Annotated in this window: 20 protein-coding genes and 2 tRNA genes; 4 read left to right on the top strand and 18 right to left on the bottom strand. The window is 70.2% G+C overall.

Going from position 1 to position 22,101, the window contains the following annotated elements:
• Window positions 1–164: 164 nt before the first annotated feature.
• The 5 genes from GA0115234_RS17375 to GA0115234_RS17355 form a co-directional block, all read right to left on the bottom strand.
• Window positions 165–902 (bottom strand): hypothetical protein, encoded by a 738-nt coding sequence (locus GA0115234_RS17375; protein WP_093542630.1) that lies wholly within the window; start codon window positions 900–902, stop codon window positions 165–167.
• A gap of 160 nt (window positions 903–1,062) precedes the next feature.
• A complete protein-coding gene (leuS, locus tag GA0115234_RS17370) occupies window positions 1,063–3,936 on the bottom strand; it encodes a leucine--tRNA ligase (RefSeq protein ID WP_093542628.1) in 2,874 nt (957 codons plus the stop codon).
• Between the two features lie 370 nt (window positions 3,937–4,306).
• Window positions 4,307–4,379 (bottom strand) — tRNA-Ala (locus tag GA0115234_RS17365).
• A gap of 145 nt (window positions 4,380–4,524) precedes the next feature.
• Window positions 4,525–4,758, bottom strand: coding sequence for a hypothetical protein (locus tag GA0115234_RS17360; RefSeq protein WP_073723092.1), 234 nt, complete (start codon window positions 4,756–4,758; stop codon window positions 4,525–4,527).
• Window positions 4,759–4,933: 175 nt separating this feature from the next.
• A complete protein-coding gene (locus tag GA0115234_RS17355; RefSeq protein ID WP_176729187.1) occupies window positions 4,934–6,385 on the bottom strand; it encodes an MFS transporter in 1,452 nt (483 codons plus the stop codon).
• 102 nt (window positions 6,386–6,487) lie between these two features.
• On the opposite strand from GA0115234_RS17355, the gene GA0115234_RS17350 reads away from it, so the two are divergent.
• The gene (locus GA0115234_RS17350; protein WP_161275609.1) at window positions 6,488–7,363 is read left to right on the top strand and encodes a helix-turn-helix transcriptional regulator; all 876 of its coding nucleotides are present in this window, start codon (window positions 6,488–6,490) and stop codon (window positions 7,361–7,363) included.
• Between the two features lie 42 nt (window positions 7,364–7,405).
• Here GA0115234_RS17350 and GA0115234_RS17345 read toward each other — a convergent pair.
• The 7 genes from GA0115234_RS17345 to GA0115234_RS42330 all read right to left on the bottom strand — a co-directional run bounded on the left by GA0115234_RS17345 (window position 7,406) and on the right by GA0115234_RS42330 (window position 11,637).
• A tRNA-Ala gene (locus tag GA0115234_RS17345) sits at window positions 7,406–7,478 on the bottom strand.
• A 128-nt stretch (window positions 7,479–7,606) separates the two neighbouring features.
• Entirely contained in the window at window positions 7,607–8,260 is a 654-nt protein-coding gene (locus GA0115234_RS17340) for a histidine phosphatase family protein (RefSeq protein WP_093542626.1), read from the bottom strand.
• Complete coding sequence (gene rsfS, locus GA0115234_RS17335) at window positions 8,257–8,688, bottom strand: ribosome silencing factor (RefSeq protein ID WP_093542624.1); 432 nt, start codon at window positions 8,686–8,688, stop codon at window positions 8,257–8,259. The genes GA0115234_RS17340 and rsfS overlap by 4 nt, the downstream gene beginning before the upstream one ends.
• A gap of 114 nt (window positions 8,689–8,802) precedes the next feature.
• Window positions 8,803–10,560, bottom strand: coding sequence for an LCP family protein (locus GA0115234_RS17330; RefSeq protein ID WP_093542622.1), 1,758 nt, complete (start codon window positions 10,558–10,560; stop codon window positions 8,803–8,805).
• Between the two features lie 19 nt (window positions 10,561–10,579).
• The gene (nadD, locus tag GA0115234_RS17325) at window positions 10,580–11,197 is read right to left on the bottom strand and encodes a nicotinate-nucleotide adenylyltransferase (RefSeq protein WP_093542620.1); all 618 of its coding nucleotides are present in this window, start codon (window positions 11,195–11,197) and stop codon (window positions 10,580–10,582) included.
• A 38-nt stretch (window positions 11,198–11,235) separates the two neighbouring features.
• Complete coding sequence (locus tag GA0115234_RS42335; protein WP_093542618.1) at window positions 11,236–11,400, bottom strand: hypothetical protein; 165 nt, start codon at window positions 11,398–11,400, stop codon at window positions 11,236–11,238.
• Between the two features lie 84 nt (window positions 11,401–11,484).
• Window positions 11,485–11,637: a hypothetical protein gene (locus tag GA0115234_RS42330; protein WP_176729186.1), complete on the bottom strand. Its 153-nt coding sequence runs from the start codon at window positions 11,635–11,637 to the stop codon at window positions 11,485–11,487.
• Between the two features lie 111 nt (window positions 11,638–11,748).
• Here GA0115234_RS42330 and GA0115234_RS17315 point away from each other — a divergent pair, with 111 nt between their 5' ends.
• Window positions 11,749–12,897 carry a M48 family metallopeptidase gene (locus GA0115234_RS17315; protein ID WP_093542617.1) on the top strand — a complete coding sequence of 383 codons (1,149 nt, stop codon included), beginning with the start codon at window positions 11,749–11,751 and terminating at the stop codon, window positions 12,895–12,897.
• Here the strand turns inward: GA0115234_RS17315 and GA0115234_RS17310 are convergent.
• The 5 genes from GA0115234_RS17310 to proB form a co-directional block, all read right to left on the bottom strand.
• Window positions 12,806–13,951 carry an SCO2583 family membrane protein gene (locus GA0115234_RS17310; RefSeq protein ID WP_093542615.1) on the bottom strand — a complete coding sequence of 382 codons (1,146 nt, stop codon included), beginning with the start codon at window positions 13,949–13,951 and terminating at the stop codon, window positions 12,806–12,808. The genes GA0115234_RS17315 and GA0115234_RS17310 overlap by 92 nt on opposite strands.
• Before the next feature lie 336 nt (window positions 13,952–14,287).
• Window positions 14,288–14,902, bottom strand: coding sequence for an SCO2584 family spore wall biosynthesis protein (locus GA0115234_RS17305; protein ID WP_093542613.1), 615 nt, complete (start codon window positions 14,900–14,902; stop codon window positions 14,288–14,290).
• 67 nt (window positions 14,903–14,969) lie between these two features.
• Window positions 14,970–16,253: a glutamate-5-semialdehyde dehydrogenase gene (locus GA0115234_RS17300; RefSeq protein WP_093542612.1), complete on the bottom strand. Its 1,284-nt coding sequence runs from the start codon at window positions 16,251–16,253 to the stop codon at window positions 14,970–14,972.
• Window positions 16,254–16,387: 134 nt separating this feature from the next.
• Window positions 16,388–16,888: a hypothetical protein gene (locus GA0115234_RS17295; RefSeq protein WP_093542610.1), complete on the bottom strand. Its 501-nt coding sequence runs from the start codon at window positions 16,886–16,888 to the stop codon at window positions 16,388–16,390.
• 142 nt (window positions 16,889–17,030) lie between these two features.
• Complete coding sequence (proB, locus tag GA0115234_RS17290) at window positions 17,031–18,116, bottom strand: glutamate 5-kinase (RefSeq protein WP_370804531.1); 1,086 nt, start codon at window positions 18,114–18,116, stop codon at window positions 17,031–17,033.
• Between the two features lie 379 nt (window positions 18,117–18,495).
• Between proB and GA0115234_RS17285 the strand changes: the two genes are divergently transcribed.
• Both GA0115234_RS17285 and rfbC read left to right on the top strand, forming a co-directional pair.
• On the top strand, window positions 18,496–20,535 hold the full coding sequence (locus GA0115234_RS17285) for a glycosyltransferase family 2 protein (protein ID WP_093542606.1): 2,040 nt from the start codon (window positions 18,496–18,498) through the stop codon (window positions 20,533–20,535).
• Window positions 20,536–20,609: 74 nt separating this feature from the next.
• Entirely contained in the window at window positions 20,610–21,209 is a 600-nt protein-coding gene (gene rfbC, locus GA0115234_RS17280) for a dTDP-4-dehydrorhamnose 3,5-epimerase (protein ID WP_093542604.1), read from the top strand.
• 73 nt (window positions 21,210–21,282) lie between these two features.
• Here rfbC and GA0115234_RS17275 read toward each other — a convergent pair whose 3' ends face one another.
• On the bottom strand, window positions 21,283–22,077 hold the full coding sequence (locus GA0115234_RS17275) for a methyltransferase type 11 (RefSeq protein ID WP_093542602.1): 795 nt from the start codon (window positions 22,075–22,077) through the stop codon (window positions 21,283–21,285).
• Window positions 22,078–22,101: the final 24 nt, after the last annotated feature.

The raw sequence follows: 22,101 nt of genomic DNA, 5'->3' as shown, positions 1-22,101 counted from the left end.
TGGCGAGTCCATGTCTCGGCAGTCCGACCCCGGCCGAATGATCTCTCCTGATCTCTTCGGACCGCATCCTGCCATCACCGGTCGCCACCAGTCGTACTAGATCGTCACCGATCACCGTCGGTCGCTACCTGTCACGACCCGCCACCGCCTGTCCCCGAAAGGCCTCAGTTCGTCGTTTCGGGCCGGGCCGTCTTCTGCCACGGGTATCCGGTCTGCAGTCGCGGATCCGGAGCCGTGATCGCCTGAGCCGCACCGTCGACCGGCCCACTCCCCGGCTCCCGCCCGCGCTCCTGCCCCTGTACCTGCCCACCCGCATCGCCCTGTGGCCGGCTCTCCCCCCGGACCGGCTCGTCCGTCTCCACCGTCCAGTGCCGAAGCGCCCCCGCCTCCACGTCGATCTGCGCGCTCAACGCGTCCAGTCCGTCGTCGGTGAACTTCCGTGCCCTGTCACGCGCCGCCCACCGCAGCGAGTCCGCGGAATGCGTGATCCGTTCCGTACGCTGCTTCAGGCTCGGCAGCAGCGAGGCGACGGTCGCCCGGTCGGGCTCGCGCTCCAGCTTCTTCAGCTCTTCGTCCAGCTCCCACCCGTGCACACTCAGCCGCTCGAAGAGGCCCAGCGACTCCGAGAGCGAGGCGTCCTCGGCTACTCCCACCTGCAACGCCTCCTGCGTGGCCCGCATGGAGGTGCGCAGGGTCAGCCGCAACTGCGCCAGCTCTCCACCCACGCCCACCTGGCCGTAGCTCTTCGCCCGCAGCGTGGTCTCCTCGACGGTACGGCGCGCCTGGGCGATCGTACGGTCCACGCCGCGCTTCGCCGCGCCGATGGCCTTGACGCCCACGTACACGCCCAGGGCCACGAACGCGAAGAAGAGCAACCCCAGAATCAGGATCACGGATTCCATGAGCGCCCCTCGGATGTCGTTTCGGCTGCCGGTCCCAACCTCTCCACCGTAAACGGAAAGGGCAGGCCGAGGGTTCCACAGGAACCCCCAACCTGCCCGTAGGGGAACACCCCCACCACCGCGCGGGCGCGGTCGGCGCCTCACACGGGGCGCCGTGCCATCACGCCGGAACGATGTTGACCAGCTTCGGTGCCCGCACGATCACCTTGCGGATGCCCGCCCCGTCCAGCGCCGCCACCACGGCCGGGTCGGCCAGGGCCAGCGCCTCCAGCTCCTCGTCCGTGATCGACGGGGAGATCTCCAGGCGTGCCTTGACCTTGCCCTTGACCTGCACGACACAGGTCACGGTCTCGTCCACGACGTACGCCGGGTCGGCGACCGGGAAGTCCTGGTGCACGACCGACTCGGTGTGGCCCAGCCGGCGCCACAGCTCCTCGGCGATGTGCGGTGCCAGCGGCGCCACCAGCAGCACCAGCGACTCGGCGACGGACCGGGACAGCGGGCCGCCCGCCTTGGTCAGGTGGTTGTTCAGCTCGGTGACCTTGGCGATCGCCGTGTTGAAACGCATTCCGGCCATGTCCTGGCCGACACCGTCGATCGCCTTGTGCAGCGCGCGCAGCGTCTCCTCGCCCGGCTCCGCGTCGACCACGGTGACCTCACCGGTCTCCTCGTCGACGACATTGCGCCACAGCCGCTGCAGCAGCCGGTACTGGCCGACGACGGCGCGCGTGTCCCACGGCCGCGACACGTCCAGCGGGCCCATCGCCATCTCGTACAGGCGCAGCGTGTCCGCCCCGAACTCGGCACAGATCTCGTCGGGCGTGACGGCGTTCTTCAGGGACTTGCCCATCTTGCCCAGGACGCGGCTGACCTTCTCGCCCTGGTAGTAGAACGTTCCGTCGCGCTCCTCGACCTCGGCCGCCGGGACCGCGATGCCGCGGCTGTCCCGGTAGACGAACGCCTGGATCATGCCCTGGTTGTACAGCTTGTGGAACGGCTCGGCGGACGAGATGTGCCCCAGGTCGTGCAGCACCTTGGACCAGAAGCGGGCGTACAGCAGGTGCAGGACGGCGTGCTCGGCGCCGCCGACGTACAGGTCGACACCGCCGGTCGGCTGCCCCTCGCGCGGGCCCATCCAGTACTGCTCGATCGCCGGGTCGACCAGCTTCCGGTCGTTGTTCGGGTCCAGGTAGCGCAGCTCGTACCAGCAGGATCCGGCCCAGTTGGGCATGGTGTTGGTCTCACGGCGGTACTTCTTCGGACCGTTTCCGTCGCCCAGGTCCAGGGTGACGTTGACCCACTCGGCGTTCCGGGACAGCGGCGTCTCGGGCTGGGTGTCGGCGTCGTCGGGGTCGAAGGTGCGCGGAGAGTAGTCGTCGACCTCCGGCAGCTCCAGGGGCAGCATCGACTCGGGCAGCGGGTGGGCGATGCCGTCCTCGTCGTAGACGATCGGGAAGGGCTCGCCCCAGTAGCGCTGGCGGCTGAACAGCCAGTCACGCAGCCGGAAGTTGACGGTGCCCTCACCGACCCCGTGCGCCGTCAGCCACTCGGTGATCTTCGCCTTGGCCTCGACGACACCCAGGCCGTCCAGCGAGATCTCGTCATTGGCGGAGTTGACCAGCTTCGCGTCGTACGAGCCGAAGGCGTCGTCCCACGTCGACGGGTCCGTGCCGCGGTCGTCCGACGGCTCGACGACACAGCGCATCGGCAGTTCAAAGGCGCGCGCGAAGGCGAAGTCGCGCGCATCGTGCGCCGGTACGGCCATGATCGCGCCGGTGCCGTACCCCATCAGGACGTAGTCGGCGATGAAGACGGGAACCTTCTCGCCGCTGACCGGGTTGGTCGCGTACGCGCCGGTGAAGACACCGGTCTTGTCCTTGGCCTCGGCCTGCCGCTCCACGTCGGACTTGGCGGCGGCCTGCTTGCGGTACGCGGCGACGGCCTCGGCCGGGGTGGCGTACCCGCCGGTCCACACAGCGTGGGTACCGGCGGGCCAGGCGGCCGGAATGATCTGCTCGACCAGCTCGTGCTCGGGGGCCAGCACCATGTAGGTGGCGCCGAACAGGGTGTCCTGGCGGGTGGTGAAGACGGTGATGCTGCCGGCGCCGTCGACCGGGAAGTCGACGCGGGCGCCTTCGGAACGCCCGATCCAGTTGCGCTGCTGCAGCTTGATGGCCTCGGGCCAGTCCAGCCCGTCCAGGTCGTTCAGCAGCCGGTCGGCATAAGCGGTGATGCGCATGTTCCACTGGCGCAGCTTGGCCTTGAACACGGGGAAGTTGCCGCGCTCGGAGCGGCCGTCGGCCGTCACTTCCTCATTGGCCAGTACGGTGCCCAGGCCGGGCGACCAGTTGACGGGCGCGTCGGAGGCGTACGCCAGGCGGTACCCGCTCAGGACGTCCGCACGCTCGGCGGCGCTCAGCGCGTTCCAGTCACGGCCGTCCGGGGTGGGGCGTGCGCCGCTCTCGAACTGCGCGACCAGCTCGGCGATCGGGCGGGCCCGGTCGGCCTCGGTGTCGTACCAGGAGTTGAAGATCTGCAGGAAGATCCACTGGGTCCACTTGTAGTACTCCGACTCGATCGTGGCGAACGAGCGGCGCTTGTCGTGGCCCAGGCCCAGCCGGCGCAGCTGGGAGGTCATGTTCTCGATATTGGCCTCGGTGGAGACCCGCGGGTGCGTGCCGGTCTGCACCGCGTACTGCTCCGCGGGCAGGCCGAAGGCGTCGAAGCCCAGGGTGTGCAGCACGTTGTGCCCGGTCATCCGCTGGTGGCGGGCGTACACATCGGTGGCGATGTAGCCCAGCGGGTGACCGACATGCAGGCCCGCACCCGAGGGGTACGGGAACATGTCCATGATGAACTTCTTCGGCCTGGCGGCCAGCTCCGGATCGCCCGCCAGGTCACCGGTCGGGTTCGGCGCCTCGTAGGTGCCCTCGGCGTCCCAGAAGTCCTGCCAGCGTGCCTCGATGTCGGCGGCCATCGCCGCCGTGTAGCGGTGCGGCGCAGCCGTCTCGGCTGCGGAATTCGTCTCGCTCATGATCCTCAAAGCTCCATCGATCGTCATCTGCCGGCGCCCATGTCTACGGACACGCGTCTACGGAAACGAAAAATCCCCTCGCACAGGAGGGGACGCCGCGCCGATTCCGACCAGGCATTCTCACCGGTCGGGACTGATCAGCGCGGCTCGCTAAGCAGAAGGCGTACGGCACGCATGGCGTCAGGGTACCGCACGGGCCCGGAACCGGTCCGGGCGAGACCGGACCACGACAGGGTCACGGAAGTGGCCGTACGGCGCCCTTCCGGCCTTTCCGCAGGTGGGACGGCGGCGGGCCAGGGGAACCGGCGTACCCGCACAGAACGGGAAGCGGGTCACCCTGTGTGGATGACCCGCTTCCCGTTCTTCACTGTGGAGCTAAGGAGAATTGAACTCCTGACCTCCTGCATGCCATGCAGGCGCTCTACCAACTGAGCTATAGCCCCGTGCTGTTTTCCGCCCGGTCTCCCTGGCGACATCGAGAACATTACCGGTGACCCCGCCGGTCCACCAAATCGATTCCCGGCCGTACCGATTTGACCGATTCTGCGGCATCGCGACGGTGACCGACCGCACCGGCGCCGGAGGGGGTCAGGCCGTGGCGAAGGAGTAGAAGCGCTTGAGTGTGCAGTGCTCCTCCAGCAGCCGGCCGTAGATCGGCTCCCCCTCCAGCTCCCGGTACGTCTCGATCGGGTCGCCCTTTATGATCAGCGCCCGCGCGCACTCCTCGCACCAGTACTGGTAGTCCGGATTGATCGGATCCATGTCCCTGACGATGGGCGTGCCACTGCCGCACCAGTCGCATTTCCGCCTGTGTGCACCCATGGGTCAGCTCCGGCTTTGGCCGTGAGTTGCGGGGAATCCGGGAACAAGGGGCAGGTCCGCGACCTCGTGGCGGCTCGCAGGCATCGCGCTCCTCCCGTTCGGTCCGTCGCCCCCTCCGGCGCTCCGATTCTGCCATGACCCCGCAAGAGGGGAAGCCCGCCGGAGTTCCGGCCGCTCACCGACGCCGTACGAGACCCGCCGCGACCCCTGCCGCGGCGGCTACGGAGAGCGCGAGGGCGCACACCCACAACGCCTGCCCCGACCCCTGCGCCCCTTGCGCATCAAGGCGGTTGAGGTAGAGCGTGCCGAACGCGGCGACCCCGGTCAGCTGACCGAGCTGGGTGACCGTCACCAGTACGCCGCTCGCGTCGGCCGCGTCCTTGGGACGTACGTCCGCCAGCGCCCTCGTGAGGGTGGGGCTGAAGCCCAGCGCCAACCCGACGCCCATCACCACGAAGGCGGCGTACAGCGCGGGTCCGCCGTCGCCGCCGTCGCGCAACAGCAGCCCGACCGCCAGGGAGGCGGCCGCCACGAGCACGAACCCGCCCGGCACCAGGACCCCTTGGAGAGCCGTCGGCCACCGTCGCCAGGTCAGTCCGGTCACGCCGAACACCAGCGCGGTCGGCGCGAACATCAGCCCCGCGCGCAGCGGCGAGTGGCCCAGGCCGCCCTGGACGTGCAAGGTCATCGCGAAAAGGAAGCCCGCGTTGATCGCCATCACCAGAAGAATGCGGAGCGCGGCTCGGGCGATGCCGGGAACGCGCAGCACCCGGGGCGCGATCAGGGGCGCACCACCGCGCGCGGCCAGCCGTGACTCGTATCCGGCGAAACCGGCGAAGAACACCGCGGAGACGGCCGGACAGACCCGGGACCAGAACGGCCGGCCCAGCTCCTGCCCGAGCACCAGGGGGACGGCGAGCAGGGTGACGGCGGCGGCGAGCAGCGCCATTCCCGGCAGGTCGAGCCCGCGGGCGCGTGCCTGGACCCTGCCGGGCGCGTCACGCGGCTCGCGCGGCAGGACCCGGATGCCGAGCACCAGCAGGACGAGCCCGATCGGCACGTTCACCAGGAAGACCGGCCGCCAGCCCGCGCCGAACAGATCGGCGCTGACCAGCACCCCGCCGACCACCTGCCCGGCCGCCGCCCCGACGGCGAGCACCGCGCTGTAGGCGCCGAGCGCCCGGACCCGTGCCTCGCCGGTGAAGTGGCGCTGGATGAGGCTGAGCACCTGCGGGATCATCACCGCCGCGGCACCGCCCTGCACCAGCCGGAAGGCGATCAACTGCCCGGTCCCCGCGGCGAGTCCGCAGGCGAGCGAGGCGACGGTGAAGACGCCGAGCCCGGCCAGGTGGGCCCGGCCGTGTCCGAACAGGTCGCCGAGCCGCGCGCCGGTGATGAGCAGCACCGCGTACGTGATGGTGTAGCCGGCCACGACGAGCTGCAACCCGGCTCCGGAGGCACCGAGTTCGCTCCGGATCGTCGGGGCGGCGACATTGACGATGAAGATGTCGAGCAGGGCCATGAACTGAGCCGCCAGCACCAGGGCGAGCACGCGCCCGGGGCGGTTGTCAGTGATGGAGTCTTTACTGGTTGCGGAACGAGGAGTTGCTTCGTAGGCCGTCGTCATGACATCGAGCCTGGCCCCGGCCGCATACGGGTAACGAGAGCCCGCTGATGCTGGTACCGACAGCACCTGGCAACTCCCCGGCGGGTCACGGAGCATGGGGGTGTGACAGCGGTGACGACACATCAGGCGGCACCTGCGGCAGGCCGGCACCGGCGGCGTCCGGAGCTCGCGGCCTTTCTGCGCAATCGCCGGGCACGGGTGACACCCGCCGACGTGGGCATGGCACCGGGGCTGCGCCGCCGCACCCCGGGCCTGCGCCGCGAGGAGGTCGCGCAGCTCTCCGGCGTCGGCGTCACCTGGTACACCTGGCTGGAGCAGGGCCGTCCGATCAACGCGTCGCCACAGGTGCTGGACGCCGTGGCGCGCACGCTCCGGCTGGACGCGTCGGAGCGCGAACACCTCTACCACCTGGCGGAGGTGGCCTGCGCACCCGGCAGACAGTCCGACGCCATCGAGGTGGGGCCGGAGATCCAGGGCATCATCGACGCGCTCGATCCGCACCCCGCCGTGGTCTACAACGCCAGATACGACATCCTGGCCACCAACCCCGCCTATCGCGATCTGTTCGCCGTCCCCGACATGGTGGGAACGGGGATACGCAATGTGCTGTGGACGCTGTTCACCGTGTCCGAGGAGGCCTGTCCCGTCGTCCACCGGGCGCAGGAGCTGCCGATCATGGTGGCGACGCTGCGGGGCGTGTACGGGCGCCATACGGGCGAGCCGGCCTGGGAGTCGTTCGTCGAACAGCTCTCGACCGCCAGCCCGTACTTCGCCGAGCTGTGGCGCAGCGGGGACGTCGCCCCGCCCGGCCCTCGGGTGAAGACCTTCCGGCACTGGGCGGTGGCCGGGGAGATACGGATGACCTCGGTGTCGCTGTCCGTCAACGGACTGCCGGAGTGCCGGATCGTGGCGTACACCCCGGCCGACGGGAAGAGCGGGGAGCGGGTCGCCGCGTTGCGGCGGCGCCGGGAGGGATGAACGCGAAGATCCCGCCCCCTGCCGGGGACGGGATCTTGACTGTGGAGCTAAGGAGAATTGAACTCCTGACCTCCTGCATGCCATGCAGGCGCTCTACCAACTGAGCTATAGCCCCGCTGTTCGCTGTGTTTCTCTGCGTTTCCGCGCTGCGAACAAGAAGAACTTTAGCCTGTGACCTGCCAGAAAGCGAAATCCGGCCGAGGGGCCCTGGGCCCCGTCCGACCGGGAGCCCCGGGACGGCCCTCAGGTGTCGTCGCCGAGCACCGCTTCGGGCAGCGTGCCGGCGTTGTGCTCCAGCAGGCGCCAGCCCCGCGCACCCTCGCCCAGCACCGACCAGCAGCAGTTGGAGAGCCCGCCGAGCCCTTCCCAGTGGTGCGCCTCCAGGCCCAGCAGCCGGCCGATGGTGGTGCGGATGGTGCCGCCGTGGCTGACCACGACGAGCGTGCCGTTCTCGGGCAGCTTGTCGGCGTGGCCGAGCACGACCGGGGCGGCCCGGTCGGCCACCTCGGTCTCCAGCTCGCCGCCGCCGCGGCGCACGGCCTCGCCCCGCTTCCACGCGGCGTACTGCTCGCCGTACTGCCCGAGGATCTCCTCGTGGGTGAGGCCCTGCCAGGCACCCGCGTACGTCTCCCGCAGTCCCGCGTCGTGCGCGACTTCGAGGCCGGTGATCGCGGCGAGCTCGGCGGCGGTGGCCGCGGCCCGCTGGAGATCGGAGGCGACGATCGCATCCGGCTTCAGCGAGGCAAGCAGCCGGGCGGACCGCTGGGCCTGTCCGACTCCGGCCTCGGTGAGCGCGATGTCCGTGGAACCCTGGAACCTGCGCTCCAGATTCCATGCCGTCTGGCCGTGGCGCCAGAGGACGATCCTGCGGCCCCTGCCGCTTCCGCTGCCGTTCAGCTCTGCTCACCTTCCGTGCTGCCGGTCAGCCGGGCGTGCTCCTCGGCCTTGCCCCGGGTCTTGACGGCGTCCTCGGGAAGCGGGATCTCGGGGCAGTCCTTCCACAGGCGCTCCAGCGCGTAGAAGACACGCTCCTCGCTGTGCTGGACGTGGATGACGATGTCGACGTAGTCGAGGAGGATCCAGCGGGCGTCGCGGTCGCCCTCGCGGCGTACCGGCTTGGCGCCGAGCTCCTTCTGGAGCCGCTCCTCGATCTCGTCGACGATCGACTTGACCTGGCGGTCGTTGGGGGCCGAGGCCAGCAGGAAGGCGTCGGTGATCGACAGCACGTCGCTGACGTCGTACGCGATGATGTCGTGCGCGAGCCGGTCGGCGGCCGCCTGGGCGGCGGCGTTGATGAGCTCGATGGAGCGGTCCGTGGCGGTCACATGCAGGCTTTCGTCGGCGGTCAGATCGACCTCTAGGGTCTCACGGACCGCCGACAGCCCACGCAGCGATTGTTCCCGGGCCGGATCGACATCATCCGGGCGGCCGGGTGCGGGTCATTTGATCTTGTAGTCCTGGCCGAGCAGGACGGACACGTCCACGTTCGCGGCGGGCTTGCCCTGCTTCACCGCGTCCGTCGGCAGCCCCAGGGTCTTGGCGACCTGCGTCGCCTTCTCCTTGTCCGCCGCGGTCTTGTAGAGGACCTCGGACAGTGACGCGGTCCCGGCCGTCGCACCGCCGACGAAGTCGTAGCCGCCGTTGATCAGCTTGATCTGTGCGGACTGCGTGCTGTCCGGGTTCCCGGTGGCGTTCTTGATGCCGACCCGTACCGCCGCGTCCGCGGCCGGAGCCTTGACCGTGCCGCCCAGGATGTCCTTGACGACGCTCTCGGTGGCCTCGTCGGTGAGCGATCCGTCGGCCTGCACCGGCAGCAGCGCCGTCTTGTAGTCGCCGACCTTGGCGTGCTGGGCGAGCTTCGCCAGGGAGGCCCCCAGGTCCTTCTCGGGGAGCGAGGGGTCGAGGATCTGCGCCAGCGTCTGCACGGTGACCGTGGCGGCCTTCGGGTCGTCCGAGATCTTCCGCAGAACGCCCCGCACGACCTCCCCGAACCGCGTGAGCTGCTTCGTCTCGGCCTCGCCCGGCCCCTGGTAGGTGGCGTACGCGACGGCCATCCGACCGCTCAGGGTCTGCGCCTCGCCCTTCTTCACCAGAGGGGAGGCGCCCTTCTTCGTGTCCGGTACATCGGTGTCGGTGTCGACCTCGATGTTGCCGACCAGATCGACCAGGGTCTCCAGGTACGGGGTGTCGAGCCGCCATGTGCCGCTGATGCCGGTGCCGAGCAGGGTGCTGAGGGAGTCGCGGGTGCCGGAGGTGCCGTCGTCCTTGACGGACTTGCCGAGGGTGGTCGTGACGCCGTCGTCGTCGGCGACCGCGAGCGAGTTGGGGAGCAGGATCGTGGTGCCCTTTTTGGTCGTCACATTGTCGACGAGCAGCGCCGTCGAGGTGCCGCCCTTCTTGGTGTCACGCAGGTGGACCACGATGACGTCCCGCTTCTGCGGGCCCGTCGATGCCGTGCTGTCCTTGTCCGATCCGGACAGGCCCGGGATCTTTCCGGCGGACCAGAGGTAGCCGACGCCGCCGACCACGACCAGGGCCACCACGACTATGAGCGCGACCATGCGGTTGCGCCCGCGACGCCGTGCCTCCTCGCGCCGCTCGCTGCGGCTCTCGGTGAACTTCAGCCAGTCGATGACGTCTTCGGAGTCCTCGTCGGGCTCCTCGATGAAGGAGAACTGCTCGGTGCGGTAGTCGCGGTCGGAGCGGCGCTGCCCGGGGACGGCCGCGTCCGGCTCCGCGCCGGAGCCGGGCTCGGGCGCGGGTGCCGGCTCGGGTTCCGGCGGGGCCGGAGCGGGTGCGGGCGGGGACGGCTGCGCGGCCGCCTGCTGCGGGATGTTCCACTGCTGGGTGGTGTCGACCGCGGCGGGCTGCCGGCCGGTGTCGTAGCCATAGCCCTCATAGCCGCCGTACGCCTGCTGCGGGGACTGCTGGGGCGGTTGCTGCGGCGCGTACGGGTCGTACGCCTGCGGCTGAGGCTGCTGGGGTTGGGCGTACGGGTCGTAGCCGTACCCCTGATCGGCCTGCTGCGGCTGCTGGTGAGTCTGCTGGGCCTGCTGCGGCTGCTGAGGCGCGTACGGGTCGTAGGCCTGCGGCTGTGCGTGCTGCGGCTGCTGGTACACCGGCTGCCCGTACTCGTCGTAGCCGATGATCTGCGGCTGCTGGTAGTACGGATCGTACGGGTTCTGTCGGTCGTTCACCGGTGCCCCTCTGCGTCGCTCATTCGCCGCGGTACAGCTGGCGTTTGTCGATGTAGCGGACCACACCGTCCGGCACCAAGTACCAGACCGGGTCCCCCTGCGCGACCCTCTCACGGCAGTCCGTCGACGAGATCGCGAGCGCGGGTACCTCCACGAGGGAGACCCCGCCTTCCGGCAGCCCGGCGTCCGTGAGGACATGCCCCGGCCGTGTCACACCGATGAAGTGGGAGAGCGAGAACAGTTCGTCGGCGTCCCGCCAGGTGAGGATCTGGGAGAGCGCGTCGGCACCGGTGATGAAGAAGAGGTCCGCGTCGCCGTGGATCGCGCGCAGGTCCCGCAGCGTATCGATGGTGTACGTGGGTCCGTTGCGGTCGATGTCGCTCCGGCTGACCGAGAACTGGGGGTTGGACGCCGTCGCGATGACCGTCATCAGATAACGGTCCTCGGCCGGGGAGACATGCTTGTGGCTCTTCTGCCACGGCTGCCCGGTCGGTACGAAGATCACCTCGTCGAGGTGGAACTGGGCGGCCACTTCGCTGGCCGCCACCAGGTGTCCATGATGAATCGGGTCAAACGTCCCGCCCATCACGCCGAGTCGGCGCTTTCCGCTGCCGGTAGGCACTTCCTGCTCTCCCATGCGTGCAGAGCCTACTGGCACAGCTGTACGCCTTTGCCTCAGCGGTCGCGGTTGAAGCGAGTGGTGATCCAGAGCAGGAGCAGCAGCACGACGAACGCACCGCCTCCGGTCAGATACGGGCTGAGGCTTTCGTGGTTGCCACCGTGCTCGCCGCCCTCGGAGGCGAGGGTGACCAGCTGGTGCGCGGTGCTCGTGAGGCTCATCTTCGGCAGGACCTATCGATCGGGAGTCGGAAGGAAGACGTCGCGCACATCGTATGCGTGCGTCCCGGGCACGCTCACGCCGACTCAGTCGTTCTTGTCGTCGTTGCGGTATCCGCGGAGCAGGAACCAGGCCAGCAGTGCGGCTCCGACGAGCGAGGCGAGCAGCACGATGCGAAGCGTGTTGCCGGGCCCCTGCTCCCCGGACGCGGCGGCGAGCAGAGCAACGGTGTGCGGCATGTCGGGCGTCTCCTCAGTTATCCACAGCCCCCCGCACACCGTAGCCCCAGCACCTACGCTGGGGATTGTCAGGGGGGCGAGCGAAATCTCGTACGAACAGGGGGCCCATTCATGACCGAACGCAGCCACGAGAGCCACGAGAACGTGCCGAGCAGGCAGCGCAGGCGTTTCGCGGGCATCTCGTCCCGGGCCTACGAACACCCGGCGGACCGCTCGGCCCTGGTGGCCCTGCGCAAGCTGACCGGTTTCGACACGGTCTTCAAGACACTGAGCGGTCTGCTGCCCGAGCGCAGTCTCCGACTGCTCTTCCTCTCCGACTCCGTCCGGGTGAGCGACGCCCAGTTCACCCATCTCAACGACATGCTTCGGGACGCCTGTTACATCCTGGACCTGGAGAAGGTCCCGCCGATGTACGTCAACCAGGACCCGCAGCCCAACGCCATGTGCATCGGCCTCGACGAGCCGATCATCGTGGTGACGACGGGGCTGGTGGAGCTGCTCGACGAGGAGGAGATGCGGGCCGTCATCGGCCACGAGGTGGGTCACGCGCTCTCCGGCCACGCGGTGTACCGCACGATCCTGTTGTTCCTCACCAATATCGCGCTGAAGGTCGCCTGGATCCCGCTCGGCAACGTGGCGATCATGGCGATCGTGACGGCACTGCGCGAGTGGTTCCGCAAGTCCGAGCTGTCGGCCGACCGGGCCGGGCTGCTCGTCGGCCAGGACCTTCAGGCCTCGATGCGCGGTCTGATGAAGATCGCGGGCGGCAATCACCTGCACGAGATGAACGTGGACGCCTTCCTCGCCCAGGCCGACGAGTACGAGAAGGGCGGCGATCTGCGCGACTCGGTGCTCAAGATCCTCAATCTGCTGCCCCGCTCGCACCCGTTCACCACGGTGCGCGCGGCCGAGCTGAAGAAGTGGTCCGAGACCCGCGACTACCAGCGGATCATGGACGGCCACTACCCGCGACGCGACGAGGACAAGGACACCTCGGTGACCGACTCCTTCCGGGAGTCCGCGGCCCACTACGCGGACACGGTGCGCTCCAGCAAGGATCCGCTGATGAAGCTGGTCGGCGACATAGCGGGGGGCGCCGGGGACCTGGGCGGCAAGCTCCGCGACAAGTTCACCGGCCAGGGCGGGAGCCCGGCCGGCAAGGGCGGCACTACGGACGGCTCCACGGACTCTGCGAGGCCGGAGGAGCCTCGGGACCCGGAGGAGGGGCCGGGGAGCGGGTCGGGGCCTGCGGGGAGCTGACCGCCAGGGTCCCGCAGAGGGCGGCCGTGGGCCGTCCCGTCGCGTACGGGTCGGTCCCCGTGGGGCCGCGGGACACGGCGCGCTGCCCGGCGAGCAGGGGCCGCAGCGCACCGGTGGTGTCCGCCGGGCACGACTGCGGTCCGGCCTGGACGTAACTGGTGCGCACCTCCAGCCGGTGCAGCCGCAGGTCCTCGCGGTCGAAGCGGAAGTGCATCTCGCGCCGTACGGTGAAGAGCGAGTCACCGCCCGTCTGTTGGGGGCCCGCGGCGGCGGGGCGGAGCACATAGGTGAAGGTGTGGTCCGACACCACCTCCAGCGTGTCGGACCCCTCCTCCCTGTAGCTCAGAGTGCCCCGGGCCCTGATGTCCGACCCGGCCAGCGCCACCTTCGCCGGGTCGAACCGCACCAGCCACCCGGCCACGGCGTGCTCCCCGTCGTCCTGCGACCGGTTCATGCTGCGCTCGAACTGGGCCGTCTGGTCCGGGTCCAGCAGCAGTTCCACCGGGCGCGCCGTGGCGCCGGTGAGCACATCGGGGTCGAGCGAGGAGGCCACCAGATAGTCCTTGACCGTGGTCAGGGCGCTCGCCACCTGGCTGTCCGAGAAGTCGTCCGTCCGCCGGATCGCCGGCAGATTGATGCCTGCGGCACCTTTTCCGAACTGTGCGGCGGGGCTCTTGGCGAGCAGCGCCTCAGGGGTTCCGCCCGGTACGGCGCCCAGGGGCGCCAGGGGCACGACGGTCGACGTCAGCGGCTCGGCCCGTCTGCCGACGGGCGCCTGGTAGGGGTGGCGCAGGCCCATGAACACGGCCGTCCCGAAGGCCAGGGCGATCAGGAGCATCAGGGCGATGGCGGCCCTGGATCCAGTGCGCCAGTGCCGGGCCGGCAGGCTGCGTACGGCAGGGGCGTGGTCCTCCATGCGCTCCTGCGCGGAGAATTCCTGCAACCGGGCAGCCCGCACGAACGACTCGTCGAAGACGAGTGACCGGTACTCGTCCTCGCTGCCGCCCGTCGGACTCCCGGGCGGACCTTCTGGTGGTTCTCCGCGGTCTGCCATGACTTCTCCCGACTCCACGTCACCGACCGGGGCCGAAACGCTTCGCTCTGCTTCGGCCGAATGGCTTCGGACAGGGCCTGCCCGTCATGAGTTCGTATGACGTCGCACGACTGCGCATGTACGGACGAGTGAGAAGCCCCCTCGCGAGAGGGGTCATACCTTCAGAGTAGGTCGATTACGACCGGGGTAAACGCCCAGCCGCGAGAGAACTGCGGGAGAACCACGGGAGAGCCGCGGGAGCACCGGCCGGGGGTGCGGGAGAGCAGCGGCAGCAGCACCGGCCGGGAACTCCGCCTCAGTCCGCCGGAGCCCGGCGGGCCCGGCCGGGCCCGCCTCTCAGTCCGTGCGGGGGATCGAGGACACCGTGGGGCGCGGATAGCGCGTGGCGGCCGGTGGAGTGGCGCCCGGGACGGAGCCGGGGACACCGTCCACACCGCTGTCCACGCCCGTCGTGGCGGGCGGCGGGACGGGCTCCTGGCGGCTGTTGCCCGAGGTGTTGCGGTAGACGGCGCTGAAGGCCAGCGCGACCATGCCGATGCCCATCAGCACGGCGAGCAGCCAGGCCACCGGCCGATGCCAGCGCGCCGCACCCCGGTAGGGCCACAGAGCGCCGCCGTGGCGCCCGTAGGGGCCGCTGCCGTACGCCTCGCCCTCGGGGTCCAGCGGGTCGCCGTAGGCGCTCTCGCGCCCGTACACGCCGGGGCCGTACCCCTCGTCGTAGAGGTCGTCGTCCAGGGGGCCGCCGCCTGCCGACGCCAGGGACGCCTCGGCCTCGGCGCGCGCCTGGGCGGCTGCCAGCAGCCGCTCGACGGCGGTCGGCTCATGGATCTCGGCGGCCCGGACGAAGTCCTCGTCGAACACCACGGAGGCGAAGTCCTCGTCCGCGCCCCCGCGGTCGTCGTCGGGCTCCCAGCCGTCCGGGAACGGCCTGCCCCCCACGTCGTCCGGCACGGCTTCAGACTAGCCCCGCCGGGTCGTTCTGGGCAGGGAGCCCGCAACATTCACCGGACCCGGAAGGTCACCGCACATGGCCGTCGCCCGTGACGATGTACTTCGTCGAGGTGAGCTCCGGCAGCCCCATCGGGCCCCTGGCGTGCAGCTTCTGCGTGGAGATGCCGATCTCGGCGCCGAAGCCGAACTGGCCGCCGTCGGTGAAGCGGGTGGACGCGTTCACGGCCACCGTGGTGGAGTCCACCAGCTGGGTGAAGCGGCGCGCCGCGGCCTGGGAGGTGGTCACGATCGCCTCGGTGTGGCCGGAGGACCAGAGACGGATGTGCGCGACGGCCGCGTCCAGCGAATCCACGACGGCCGCGGCGATGTCGTAGGAGAGGTACTCGGTCTCCCAGTCCTCCGGCGTCGCCTCCACCACGGTGGCCTTGGAGCCCTCGGCGTACGCGAGCACCCGCTCGTCGCCGTGCACGGTGACGCCCGCGTCGGCCAGTGCGTCCAGGGCGCGCGGCAGGAACCGCGCGGCGACGTCCTGGTGGACCAGGAGCGTCTCGGCCGCGTTGCAGACGCTCGGGCGCTGCGCCTTGGAGTTGATCAGGATGTCCACGGCCATGTCGAGGTCGGTCTGCGCGTCCACGTAGACATGGCAGTTGCCGGTGCCGGTCTCGATGACCGGCACGGTGGACTCCTCGACCACCGTGCGGATCAGCGAGGCGCCGCCGCGCGGGATGAGGACGTCGACGAGGCCGCGGGCCCGCATCAGTTCCCGTACGGAGTCCCGGTTCTCGCCCGGGACCAGTTGCACCGCGTCGGCCGGGAGCCCGGAGCCGCCCACCGCGTCGCGCAGCACCCGCGCGAGCGCGACATTGGAGGAGTACGCGGAGGACGAGCCGCGCAGCAGGACGGCGTTGCCCGACTTCAGGCAGAGGGCGGCGGCGTCGACCGTCACATTGGGCCGGGCCTCGTAGATGATCCCGACCACGCCGAGCGGCACCCGGACCTGTCGCAGGTCGATGCCGTTGGGCAGGGTCGAGCCGCGGACGACCTCCCCGACCGGGTCGGGCAGCGCCGCCACGTCCCGCACATCGGCGGCGATGGCGCGGATCCGCTCCGGGGTGAGGGTGAGCCGGTCGATGATCGACTCGCTGGTCCCGGCCTCACGGGCGCGGGCGACGTCCTCGGCGTTGGCCGTGACGATCTCGCTCGTCCGCACCTCCAGCGCGTCCGCGATCGCCAGCAGTGCGTCGTCCTTCGCCGCGCGCGGCAGCGGCGCGATGTCGGCGGCGGCGGAGCGTGCCCGGTAGGCGGCCTGGGCGACCGGGGACATGTTGTCGTACGGCGAGAGCGTGGTCATGCCCGCAGGGTAGTGCGCACACTGCGGGCATCCGTCGCTTATCCCGTGATGCGAGACGACCGGGCCTCCGGAAACCACCGCGCACGCGGGCCGGCCGTCGACGCGGAACGACCGCCCCGTAAGCCGGTCCCCGCTCAGTACGGATGCACTCCGACCGGGGCGGCCGGGGGCGGCCCGTACCCCTCGGCGACGCGCTGGTGGTACGTCTCGCGGTCGATGACCTCCAGGCCGACGATCTTCCAGGGCGGCAGCTTGGCTGTGGAGCGGTGTTCGCCCCACAGCCGCAACGCGACGGCCGCCGCGTCGTGCAGATCCCGGGCCTCTTCCCAGTAGCGGATCTCCGCGTGGTCGTTGGCGTACCGGCTGGTCAGCAGGAAGGGATGGTCGTGCGCGAGCTGTTCCAGCCCGCGTCTGACCTCCTTCAGGGGAATGGCCGCTCCCGAGACGCTGAGAGTGATGTGCCACAGCTTCGACGGGGTGCGTTCCTCCTTCACCACCGTCTGCTCGGGCCGGGTGGTCCGGCCGTCCCCTCTGTCCGTGGTCCGGCTCCCGTCGAAGTCGGCACCTGCTCCGACGCTGGTCAGGGCCCGGCCACCCGTTCCTCGGGGCGGCGCCCCCGGGCGCGCTCGTCTCACCGGCGGCCTCCTGTGAATGCGTTTACTGTGCTGTCCCCGCTGTTTCCCCGGTACAAAGTTGACCAGTCCGCAGCCGGGGATGGGGCGGTTTTCGTGAAGGTCTCTGCCCCGATACTGGACTTTCAGCCCTTTCAGGGGTTTGTCAGGAGTGCAGTACGACCAGATCGTCCCTGTGTACGACCTCGCGCTCGTAGGCCGGACCGAGCTCCCGCGCCAGGTCCCGGGTGGAGCGGCCGAGCAGCTGAGGGATCTCCTTGGCGTCGAAGTTGACGAGTCCGCGGGCCACGGGCCGGCCTTCGAGGTCGCGCAGTTCCACCGGGTCACCGGCGGTGAACTCGCCCTCGACCGAGGCGATTCCGGCGGGCAGCAGCGAGCTGTGGCGTTCGACGACCGCCCGCACGGCCCCGTCGTCCAGGGTCAGTGAGCCCTGCGGGGTGGAGGCGTGGGCGAGCCAGAGCAGCCGGTCCGCCGAGCGGCGTCCGGTGCGGTGGAAGTACGTGCCGGTGTCGCGTCCGGCCAGGGCGTCGGCGGCCCGGCTCGCCGAGGTGAGGACGACGGGGACCCCGGCGGCCGTGGCGATCCGGGCGGCCTCGACCTTGGTGACCATGCCGCCGGTGCCGACGCCCGCCTTCCCGGCGCTGCCGATGGTGACGCCCGCGAGGTCCTCGGGGCCGGTCACCTCGGCGACCCGCGAGGTGCCCGGGGTGCTGGGGTCGCCGTCGTAGAGGCCGTCCACGTCCGAGAGGAGGACCAGCAGGTCCGCGCGGACGAGATGGGCGACGAGCGCGGCGAGCCGGTCGTTGTCGCCGAAGCGGATCTCGTCCGTGGCGACGGTGTCGTTCTCGTTGACGACCGGGAGCGCGCCCATGTCCAGGAGCTGGTCGAGGGTGCGGCAGGCGTTGCGGTAGTGGGCACGGCGGCTGGTGTCGTTGCCGGTGAGCAGCACCTGGCCGACGCGTACGCCGTACCGTGCGAAGGAGGCGGTGTAGCGGGCGACGAGCAGTCCCTGGCCGACGCTGGCGGCGGCCTGCTGCCTGGCCAGGTCCTTGGGCCGGCGCAGCAGTCCGAGCGGGGCGAGCCCGGCCGCGATGGCACCGCTGGAGACGAGCACGATCTCGCGCTCCCCGCCGCTGCGCACCTTGGCCAGCACGTCGACGAGCGCGTCGACACGGTCCGCGTCGAGGCCGCCCGCCGCGGTGGTGAGGGATGAGGAACCGACCTTGACCACGATCCTGCGGGCCTCTGTGACGCCCTGCCTTGCCCCTGACACGTACATCCCCAATGACTCGGCCTCGCCGGACCTCGCAATCTACGCGAGCGGCGGATCCGGCGCCCGTGCGTTCCGCCCTCTGGACCGCTGCGGAGTTCCGCCCTCCGCTCGCCGGCCGCCCCCGCGCAGATACCGAATGGCCTGCGGATCCCCGGGCGGTTTCCGCATACTGTCGGCAGAATCACGCTCAGGCGGTATAGGAAACCAACGGGACGCCTGGACCATCTACTAGCCGATAGGGTGCGGCGGGTGGCTTCCTGAATGCCCGTTCCCAGCGGTTCAGGCCCCGTATCCGCCGCAGGCCAGAGGGACTTCCAACAGACATGGGACAGCAGCAATGCCAGTCAAAGTAAGTGTCGTCATTCCTGTATACAACCCGGGCAAGTACATCGACCCCTGCATCGACTCGCTGCTGCGACAGACCCTCCCCGCAAGGGAGTTCGAAGTTCTCTTCGTCAACGACGGCTCGACGGACGACACGTGTGAGCGACTGGAGAAGCTGGCCGGCGAGCACCCGCATTTCCGTGTCATCACCATCCCGAATTCCGGCTGGCCCGGAAAGCCCCGCAACATCGGTGTGGACGAGGCGAAGGGCGAGTACGTCCAGTTCGTCGACCAGGACGACTACCTCGCGTCCGGCGCCCTGGAGCAGTTGTACGACATGGGCAACCGCAACGGTTCGGACATCGTCATCGGCAAGGTGGCGAGCAACTTCCGCGGCGTCCCGCAAGGCGTGTTCAAGAAGAACCGCGAGAAGTGCACCCTGCAGGACGCACCCCTGTACGACAGCCTCACGCCGCACAAGATGTTCCGTACGGAGTTCCTCCGCGAGAACGGCATCGCCTACCCCGAGGGCAAGCGCCGCCTGGAGGACCAGCTCTACATGATGCAGGCGTACTTCCCCGCCAAGGTCGTCTCGATCCTCGGCAGCTACACCTGCTACTACTACTCCCGGCGGGACGACGGCCAGAACGCCGGATCCGCGAAGATCATCCCGTCCGGCTACTACGGCAACCTCCGTGAGGTCCTCGACGTCGTCGTGGCCAACACCGAGCCCGGCGAGTTCCGGGACAAGCTGCTGCGCCGCTTCTACCGCGTCGAGATGCTCGGCCGGCTGAGCGAGCCCGCCGTCCTCAAGTACGACCCCGAGTACCTCGACGAGATGTGCGACGCCGTCCAGGGCCTGGCCGCCGACTTCATGGACGACGGGGTGCACGACGGACTCGGCCCGGTGCTCCGGCTGCGCTCCACGCTGCTGCGCGACAACGACCGCCAGGGCCTCGTCCAGGTGTCCCGCTTCGCCGCGTCGGTCAAGGCGGCGGCCCGGCTGGAGGAGTTCGCCTGGCGGCCGGACGGCAGGATCGACCTCACCATCAGCGGCCGGCTCGTGCACGGCGAGGACCGGGCCCCGTTGAAGCTGCTGCGCCGGGACGGGCGTTACTTCCTGCACCCCGACATCACCGAGGGCCTGCTGCCGGACGGCGAGCTCCTGGACGTCACCGACGACATCTCCGGCTTCTCCGCCGAGCTGTCGCTCCGCAACCGCGAGACCGCCGTCGAGTGGCCCTGCCCCGCGAGCTTCACCACCCGGGTCGAGGAGCTCGGCGACGACATCTGCGAGGTCGTGCTGCACGGCAGCGGCCAGATCGGCTCCGAGGCGGTCAAGGGCCGCGGCCGGGTGTCACGCGGCTTCTGGGACGTCTGGGTGCCGCTGCGCGGTCTCGGCCTGGTCCGCAAGGCCCGGCTCGGCGCCGACCGCGCCCCGGAGGTGGACGCCGCCTGTGTGCCCGCCTCGCTGGGCTCGCCGGCCCGCGCCGTCATCCCGTACTTCACCCACCCGCACAGCAACCTCACCCTCGATGTCGCCCGCCGCGCCAAGAAACTGGCCGAGTACCTCGAAGGCCGTCCGGTCCGGCGCTCCCCGGGCAGCCGTACCGAGCTGCGGCTGGATCTGTTCACCACGTCCGCCACCGCACCCTCGGAGACCACGCTGGTCCTGAGCCCGGCGGACGGTTCGGACGGGCCGTCCCACCAGCTGCGCACCAGGCTGCGCCCCATCGACGGCCGGGCCCACCTCGCCGTGCCCGGCCGTGCCCCGGGCGTCGCCCCCGGCGCCTGGAAGCTCGCGGTCCGGCTGGACGGCGACAAGGACCCCGCGCTCCACCTCTGCGACGTCACCGTGGCCAGGGGCGGCCGGATCACCGTCTCCCCGAGCCTGCCCGCGATCCCCTCCGAGGTCATGCGGGAGATCGCCGGCCGGCGCAGGAAGGCGATGCTGCGCCGCGCCCTGCGCGCTGTCGGCGGTCCCCTCGTGCGCAGGCTTCCGGCCAAGAGCCGCAAGCGGGCGCGCCGGCTCGCCGCCCGGTTCACCGGCTGACCCGCGCCCCGCGTCTCCGTACCCTTTCCACCCGTACACACCGGCAACGAGCAACACGACAAGGACGTGATCGCATGCGGCAGCTCTCCATCGCAGGGGCCTGGGTGCACGAGCCCAAGGTCTTCCCGGACAGCCGCGGCAGCTTCCACGAGTGGTTCAAGGCGTCGGAGCTCGGCGAGGCCGTCGGGCACACGCTGCGGCTGGAGCAGGCCAACTTCTCCGTCTCCAGCCGGGGAACGCTGCGCGGCGTGCACTTCGCCGATGTGCCGCCGAGCCAGGCGAAGTACGTCAAGTGCGTGCGCGGCGCGGTGCTCGACGTCATCGTGGACATCCGGGTCGGCTCCCCCACGTACAAGCAGTGGGAAGCCGTCCGGCTCGACGACGCCGACCACCACTCGGTCTACCTCGCGGAGGGCCTCGGGCACGCCTTCATGGCACTGACGGACGACGCCTCGGTCGCCTATCTGTGCTCCGAGGGCTACGCGCCGGGCCGCGAGCACGGCATCAACCCGCTCGACCCCGAGCTGGGCATCGAGTGGCCGCAGGGGATCACCCCGCTGCTCTCCGACAAGGACGCCGCGGCGCCCTCGCTGGCCGAGGCCGAGGCGCAGGGCCTGCTGCCCTCGTACGCGGCGTGCCAGGAGTACTACGCGCAGCTGCGCGCCCGCGGCTGAGTCCCCGGGCGGGTACGCCGAAGCCCCCGTGGTCGGTACGGATCACGGGGGCTTCGGCGTCGTCAAGGTCCGGTCAGCCCGTCACGGCCTCGATGCGCGAGCGCAGCGGCGCGAACGCGGAGCGCGGGCGGCGCAGGTTGCGGGCGCGGGCCAGGGCCGGCCAGAAGTCGGCGCGGAGCAGCGCCTCGGGCCGGACCGCGTTCTTGCGGACCAGCACCTCTTCGGGCACGTCCTGCGGATCGGGTACGACGAACTCCTCGATGATCTTTTCGTACGCGTTCGTCAGGATGTCGTTGTCCGGGTCGGCGCCGAACACGGCGACCACGCCGGTCGGTTCCGTGTCCACCTCGACGACCACCAGGTCGGGGCGGTAGCGGCGCAGTACCTGCACCACCTTGTACACATCGCCGGTCCAGAACTTGGTGTGCCGGTCGCGGGCCGCCTCGTCGACATCGCGCGGCAGCATGTCGTCCAGCACGATCACGCTCGACCAGCGGGAGTGCTTCTCCACGTTCATGAAGTCGCGCAGGGCGTACTCGAAGAGGTGCATGCCGTCGATGAAGGCGAGTTCCAGCTTGGGGTCCCCGCCGAGGAGGTTGAGCGGATCGCGGCGGGCGAGGGCGCGGAACGGGTTGCGGCCGTTGCGCAGGTGCAGCAGCGGGTCCTTGCGGGCGAAGAAGTCGTCGCTCGTCGCCTTGACCAGGTGGACGTCACAGCTGATGTCCGTCACGACCCGGAAGGCGGGGTCGACGGCGACGGAAGGAACCCGCGAGAGGGCCAGGCTTCTGCCGTCGTTGACCCCGATCTCCAGATAGTTCCGGGGACGGTAGATGCGGTGCAGATGACGTAGGAAGTCGTGGCGGTTCACGTGGAGCAGCCCTTCGCTGAAACC

It is taken from the genome of Streptomyces sp. DvalAA-43 (genome assembly GCF_900091725.1).
GTDB lineage: Bacteria > Actinomycetota > Actinomycetes > Streptomycetales > Streptomycetaceae > Streptomyces > Streptomyces pulveraceus.
Note: the sequence above shows the minus strand (reverse complement) of the source record. Positions and strands in the feature narration are given on the sequence as shown.

Excerpts from the sequence above, each read along its gene's own strand:
- GA0115234_RS17375 (WP_093542630.1), bottom strand. The coding sequence starts at position 902 with ATGGAATCCGTGATCCTGATTCTGGGGTTGCTCTTCTTCGCGTTCGTG.
- leuS (WP_093542628.1), bottom strand. The coding sequence starts at position 3,936 with ATGAGCGAGACGAATTCCGCAGCCGAGACGGCTGCGCCGCACCGCTAC.
- GA0115234_RS17360 (WP_073723092.1), bottom strand. The coding sequence starts at position 4,758 with ATGGGTGCACACAGGCGGAAATGCGACTGGTGCGGCAGTGGCACGCCC.
- GA0115234_RS17355 (WP_176729187.1), bottom strand. The coding sequence starts at position 6,385 with ATGACGACGGCCTACGAAGCAACTCCTCGTTCCGCAACCAGTAAAGAC.
- nadD (WP_093542620.1), bottom strand. The coding sequence starts at position 11,197 with ATGGGAGAGCAGGAAGTGCCTACCGGCAGCGGAAAGCGCCGACTCGGC.
- GA0115234_RS42335 (WP_093542618.1), bottom strand. The coding sequence starts at position 11,400 with ATGAGCCTCACGAGCACCGCGCACCAGCTGGTCACCCTCGCCTCCGAG.
- GA0115234_RS42330 (WP_176729186.1), bottom strand. The coding sequence starts at position 11,637 with ATGCCGCACACCGTTGCTCTGCTCGCCGCCGCGTCCGGGGAGCAGGGG.
- GA0115234_RS17315 (WP_093542617.1), top strand. The coding sequence starts at position 11,749 with ATGACCGAACGCAGCCACGAGAGCCACGAGAACGTGCCGAGCAGGCAG.
- GA0115234_RS17310 (WP_093542615.1), bottom strand. The coding sequence starts at position 13,951 with ATGGCAGACCGCGGAGAACCACCAGAAGGTCCGCCCGGGAGTCCGACG.
- GA0115234_RS17300 (WP_093542612.1), bottom strand. The coding sequence starts at position 16,253 with ATGACCACGCTCTCGCCGTACGACAACATGTCCCCGGTCGCCCAGGCC.
- GA0115234_RS17285 (WP_093542606.1), top strand. The coding sequence starts at position 18,496 with ATGCCAGTCAAAGTAAGTGTCGTCATTCCTGTATACAACCCGGGCAAG.
- rfbC (WP_093542604.1), top strand. The coding sequence starts at position 20,610 with ATGCGGCAGCTCTCCATCGCAGGGGCCTGGGTGCACGAGCCCAAGGTC.